Annotated in this window: 4 protein-coding genes; all 4 read left to right on the plus strand. The window is 64.4% G+C overall.

Features of this window, described 5'->3' with window-relative positions; genetic code table 11:
• Window positions 1-284: glycoside hydrolase family 88 protein (locus AC1DU6_RS16975; RefSeq protein WP_477858469.1), on the plus strand; the 284-nt coding region annotated here is incomplete at its 5' end.
• Window positions 285-304: 20 nt separating this feature from the next.
• Window positions 305-1,576 carry a DUF2264 domain-containing protein gene (locus AC1DU6_RS16980; RefSeq protein WP_477858471.1) on the plus strand — a complete coding sequence of 424 codons (1,272 nt, stop codon included), beginning with the start codon at window positions 305-307 and terminating at the stop codon, window positions 1,574-1,576.
• The gene (locus AC1DU6_RS16985; protein WP_477858473.1) at window positions 1,576-2,778 is read left to right on the plus strand and encodes a DUF4861 family protein; all 1,203 of its coding nucleotides are present in this window, start codon (window positions 1,576-1,578) and stop codon (window positions 2,776-2,778) included. Before AC1DU6_RS16980 ends, AC1DU6_RS16985 begins: the two co-directional genes overlap by 1 nt.
• Before the next feature lie 462 nt (window positions 2,779-3,240).
• Window positions 3,241-6,117 carry a TonB-dependent receptor gene (locus tag AC1DU6_RS16990; RefSeq protein WP_477858475.1) on the plus strand — a complete coding sequence of 959 codons (2,877 nt, stop codon included), beginning with the start codon at window positions 3,241-3,243 and terminating at the stop codon, window positions 6,115-6,117.
• The last annotated feature ends 39 nt before the right edge of the window (window positions 6,118-6,156 follow it).

The raw sequence follows: 6,156 nt of genomic DNA on the forward strand, positions 1-6,156 counted from the left end.
CCCCGAGCCCCGAGACCAGCGGGACGGCCTTCTTCACCTACGGGCTGCTGTGGGGCATCAACAATGGCCTGCTGCCGCGGGACCGGTATCTACCCGCGGCGCAGCGCGGCTGGCATTACCTGACGACCGTGGCCCTGCAGCCCGACGGCAAGCTGGGGTATGTGCAGCCGATCGGCGACCGCGCGATTCCGGGGCAGGTGGTAGACCAGAATTCCACGTCGCACTTCGGCGTCGGCGCCTTCCTGCTGGCGGGGGCTGAAATGGTCCGTCTGCTCGACAAATAACGGCGCAGCCAGGAGACAAAGTGCAACGTCGAAATTTCATGCGCGCTGCGGCCTTGGGGCCGTCCGTGCCGGCCCTGTTGGCCACCAGCGAGGCGGCAGCTGCGGCGACTGCCTCAACTGCCGCTGCACCTGGGCAGGAGCGTGCCTACATGCTCAACCTGCTGCGCCAGATGGCCGAACCGGTGCTGGGCTTGATGTCCAGGGGCGAGCTGAAGAAGAAGTTTTCGCTCGAGTTGAGCCCCACCTGGGATGGCCGCGACCCTTCCGTCGCCTACCTCGAATGTTTCGGCCGCTTGATTTCGGGCATCTCGCCGTGGCTCGCGCTGTCGGCGGATGACACTGCCGAAGGCAAGCTGCGCCAGCGCCTGCAACAACAGGCGCTGCAGAGCTACGCCAACGCGGTCGACCCCAAGAGCCCGGACTACCTGACCTGGAAGGGACATGGCCAGGCGCTGGTGGATTCGGCCTATTTCACCAACGCGCTGATGCGCGCACCCAAGGTGTTGTGGGAGCCGCTGGACGCGGCCACGAAAGGCCGCATCGTGGCCGAGATCAAAGGCCTGCGCCGCATCGAGGTGCCCTACATCAACTGGCTGCTGTTTGCGGCGATGAACGAGGCCTGGCTGCTGTCCATCGGCGAGGAATCCGACCCGATGCGCATGAACGGGGCCATCCGCAAGATCAACGAGTGGTATGTCGGCGACGGCTGGATCAAGGACGGCCAGGACTTCCATTTCGACTACTACTGCTCTTACGTCATGTACCCCATGCTGCTCGAGATCCTCGAGGTGTTGGTGGCCAGCAAGGGGCCGTTCTGGAACGCCAAACCCGAGGACCTGCTGGCGCAGGCCACGAAGCGCGCGCAGCGCTATTGCGAACACCTGGAGCGTTTCGTCGGCCCGCAAGGCAGCTATCCGCCGATCGGCCGCTCGCTGACCTACCGCACCGCCGTGTTCCAGCCGCTGGCCTTGCTGGCCTGGCGCAAGCAGCTGCCGGGATCGCTGCCGGAGGGGCAGGTGCGCTCGGCCCTRCACGCGGCGCATGTGGCGATCTGGGACGGCCCCGGCAACTTCACGAAGGACGGTTTCCTGACCATCGGGTTCCGCGGCCATCGGCCTGAACTGGGGGACTGGTACTCCAACAACGGCAGCATGTACATCGCCGCGGCGGGCCTGCTCGCGCTGGGCCTGCCCGCGACCGACTCCTACTGGACGGCACCGGCGCAGGACTGGACGCAGAAGAAGGCGTTCAGCAGCAACCGCTTTCCCAAAGACTACGCCGTGGGCTACTGATGAAGCGGGCGTTCCTCGCCGTTTGGCTGGCCTTGAACGCGCTGGGCGCCAGCGCGGCGGAGCGCCTGGTCGTCACTGTCCGGCACGAGCTGAAGGCCGCGCGGCCGGCCGAGACGATCGCGGTCCCCTGGTCCGAAGTGGCACGGCGCCTGCCCGGGGCGTTGCTGCATCAGCTCGCTGTGCGCGATGCCGGTGGCAACCTGCTGCCCTACCAAGTCACCAACGTGGCGCCGTTGGCGAAAGACCCGAAGAACGAAGGCATCGCCTACGGGGAGCTGATCTTCCAGCATGACTTCGCCATGAACGAGCAGAGCGCGCGCTTCACCGTCGAGAAGACGACGACGGTTGCGCCGCCGTTTCCCGTCAAGGCCTTCGCCCGCTATGTCCCCGAGCGCCTCGACGACTTCGCGTGGGAGAACGACAGGATCGGGCACCGCACCTACGGCCAGGCGCTGGCCGCGCCGGCGCCGCCCGGGAGCGACAAGGAAGTCCTCGTCACGAGCGGTGTCGACATCTGGTTCAAGCGGCCGTCCTATCTCATCGTCGACCGTTGGTACAACAAGGGCCACGACCACTATCACAAGGACGAGGGCGAAGGGCTCGATATGTACGCCGTCGGCCGCACCCGCGGCGCGGGCGGCACGGGCATCTGGAATGGCAGCCGGCTGTTCGTAAGCAGCAACTACTCGGCGTGGCGCGTCATCACGAACGGGCCCGTCCGTGCCGTTTTCGAGTTGACCTACGACAAGTGGGACGCGGGCGGTGTGGCGGTCAGCGAAGTGAAGCGATTCACCGTCGACGCGGGCCATCTTTTCGACACAGTCGAAAGCACTTTCAGCACTGCCACGCCGCAGACGCTCACGGTCGCGTTGGGTCTCAACAAGAAGCCGGCCTATCCCGAGCAGGCGCCGACGGTCGCTGCTTACCGTGCCCCGGACACGCTGATGCAATGGGTGCGCCAGCGCAGTGCGGGTGACTTTGGTGTCGCCATCCTGCTGCCGGGTGCAGACGGCTACGCGGCCGATTCCGACAACGAACTGATCCTCGTCAAGGCCAAGACCGGCCAGCCGCTGCGCTACTACCTTGGCGCCGCGGTCGACTGGTCGGGTGAGATCCCCACGGCGCAAGCCTGGCAGGGCTATGTGGAGGCCTACCGCAAGCGCRTCGCATCGCCGATCCGGGTCGAATTCGGCGCGGAGTAGCCATGTTTTCCCGGTGGCGTCCTGCGATGCGCTTTGACTCTGAAATTTTGTATATCTCGCGGCGCCTTATTCATAGCTCCTTTCGCGCCATGGAGACTAAGCTGAACGGGGCGAGATCGTGACACCCCTAGTTTGATAGTCACCAAGATTGCCAAGCATCCCTGACTGTCTTCGAGAACATTGGTGATGATCCTGCAATGTCGCACCAAAGCAACTTTCAAGATCGATGAGGCAACGTTACCATAACGTAACCAAGGGCCGAAGAAGCGTGATCACATGCTGCGCTGTAGGCGCCGTGGAGGGTTTCATGAGCCCATTTTTTTGGGGCTCGCATGGTAACGTTGTCACATATTGCTGTTATCGAAATGAATCTGCGATGAGCAAGCTGATCCAGCCATCGCCGATATAAAAACAACTTGTAGTCACATTGATGACAAAAGCCCTTGAGGCATGGAGAGAGACATGAAACAAACCCTGATTTGCTCGGCCGTGTCGATGGCGCTTGCCGCCGCCTACGGCCACGCCGCGGCTCAGGCTGCGGCGCCCGCCCAAGCGGCCGAAAAAGCGCCCGACGCCGCAGACGCCGCCRCCAAGCCCGACGGCCAGAAACTCGAGACCGTGGTCGTGACCGGTTTCCGCGCCAGTCTCGAGAAGTCGATGGCGTTGAAGCAGCAGGCCATCGGCGTGCGCGATTCCATCGTCGCCGAGGACATCGGCAAGTTCCCCGAGGCCAACGTGGCCGAATCGCTGCAGCGCGTGCCGGGCATCATCCTGAACCGTGACGAGAGTTCGGGTGAGGGGCAGCGCATCTCCATCCGCGGCCTGCCGACCGAGTACACCGTCACCACGCTGAATGGCGCCCTCGTCAATACCGTGTCCACTTCCACCATCGGCTCGGCGGTGCGCGGTTTCAACTACGACGTGTTCGCGTCCGAACTGTTCGGCCGTGTGGACTTCTACAAGTCGCCGCTGGCGGAACTGAACGAAGGCGGCATGGGCGGCGTGGTGGACCTGCAGACGCCACGCCCCTTCGACAACCCCAAGCGCACCATCCGCTATGGCGTGACGGCGTCGTACAACACCACGTCCGGCAAGACGGACCCGATGGGCTTCGCGCTGTACTCCAACACCTGGGGCGACTGGGGCGCGCTGATTGGCGTGTCGCACGCCGCCGCCGTGAACAACCGCTCAGGCTTTGAGGCGACCGGTGGCTACAACAGCTCGGCCCGCGCCAGCCAGAGTCCCGTGAAGGGCAACTTCGCCTTCGCGCTGGACTACGACAGCCCGCGCGCCAACCTCGGCAGCTACACCCGCGCCCAGGTCGACAACGCACTGCTGCCCCGCATCTACCGCTTCTACGGTTCGGCCAATGACCGCACCCGCGACGGCCTGGTGGGCTCGCTGCAGTTCAAGACCCCGACGCTGAACTTCAGCCTGGACACGCTCTATTCCAAGCTGAAGAACACCCGCGACGAGATCTACTTCGGCCTGCTGATCCGCAACAGCCGTACCACCGACCGCACCAAGCCGGCGGGCCAGAGCGGCAACAACGGCTTCATTCCGCTGAACGTCAAGATCGACCCCGCGTCCAACCTGCTGACCGGCACCTTCGGCAATACGTCCTACAGCAGCGGAGCGACCTACAGCGAAGACGAAACCAAGTTCGGCTACGTGGCCGCCAATGCCCGCTGGAGCGTCAGCGACAAACTGGTGCTGACTGGCCAGCTGAGCACCAACAACAGCAAGGCGCTGAGCTACCAGGACACCCTGTCCGGCCAGATCTTCGGTGTCGACTCCACCATCGACTACGGCAGCGATCACGTCTATCCGTCGCTGTCCTCGCCGACCAGCTACACCGACCCCGCCAACTTCCAGGGTTTCGGCATCGGTACCGGCTGGACCCGTGAGACAGACAAGAGCAACCAGGGCCGCGTCGTCGCTGACTGGGACTACGCCCTCGCCGGCGACTGGACCGGCCACCTGAAGGCCGGCCTGGCCTATTCCGAGACCTCCAAGGAGATCAACAAGCGCAACGGCACATCCGCCGCGACCGCCAAGCTCAACACGCTGGGCACGGCAGGCCTGCGATCGGGCATGACCTCCGTGCTGCCGATCGGCAACCTCGACATGGGTGCCGGCTGGCCGCACGCCTGGGGTACCTTCACCCGCGCCTACACCTACTCCACCTTCGACCCGCTGGCCCTCAATTCGGAGGCGACCTTCACGCCGGCGCAGAGCTTCAAGGCGCAGGAGAACGTGTCCACGGCTTTCGTGCAGTCCGACTTCCGGGGCCAGGTGTTCGACCGGGAACTGCGCCTGAACGCCGGCGTGCGCTTCGCGCGCACCGAGACGCTGATCGACAACTTCAAGCAGCAGGGTGCCAGCCTCACGTATGCACCGAACCAGGAGAAGGGCTCCTACACCAGCGTGCTGCCGGCCTTCAGCTCGGCCCTGGACCTGACCGACAACCTGACCTGGCGTGCCTCCTGGGGCAAGACGCTGAGCCGCCAGGCGCTGTCCATCATTGCGGCGCAGACGGTCATTCCCAACCCGTTCGACAACACCGCAACGGCCGGCAATCCCAGCCTGCGTCCGCAGAAATCCAAGAACTTCGACACCAGCCTGGAGTGGTATTTCCAGAAGGGCAGCATGCTGTCGGCGGCCCTGTTCCGCAAGGAACTGACCGACGCCACCACGAGCAACAGCGTGCAAACCACCTTCGGCGCGCTGGGCCTGCCTGACACGGCGCTGGGCGCCATCTTCCAGGACGCCAACGGCAAGGTGGATCCCAAGCTGCCGATGACGCTGAAGACCTACAGCAACGCCGGCAAGCAGACGCTCAAGGGCTTCGAGCTGGCCTACCAGCAGGCCTTCACCTTCCTGCCCGACCCCTTCAAGGGCCTGGGCGCGCTGGCCAGCTACACGCACATCAACCCGTTCAACAGCGCGGTGTGGACGACCAATGGGGGCAGCGTCATCGACGTGAACTCCGTGCCCAAGTACGCATACAGCACCACGCTGTACTACGAGAACGGCCCGTTCGCATTCCGCACGTCCTACAACTACAAGGGCCGCTCGCTGCACAGCGACAACCCGAAGAACAACGGCGACGACCTGATCCGCTGGCGCGCCGGCCGCGGCTACCTGGACGCCAACGTCAGCTACAAGATCAACGACTCGCTGGAGATCCGCGTGGAGGGGTTGAACCTGTCCAACACGCTGGCCTACGACTACTTCGAAGATGCCACCGGCCAGTACGGCCTGGGCAACAAGACCCGCATGGACTATGCGAAGTACGACGGTCGCACCTTCAAGATCGGCCTGCGCGGCAGGTTTTGATGCCCCTCGTCCGGTCTCGCGCCGCTGAACGCGGGCGTG

Source organism: Roseateles sp. P5_B10 (genome assembly GCF_056400485.1).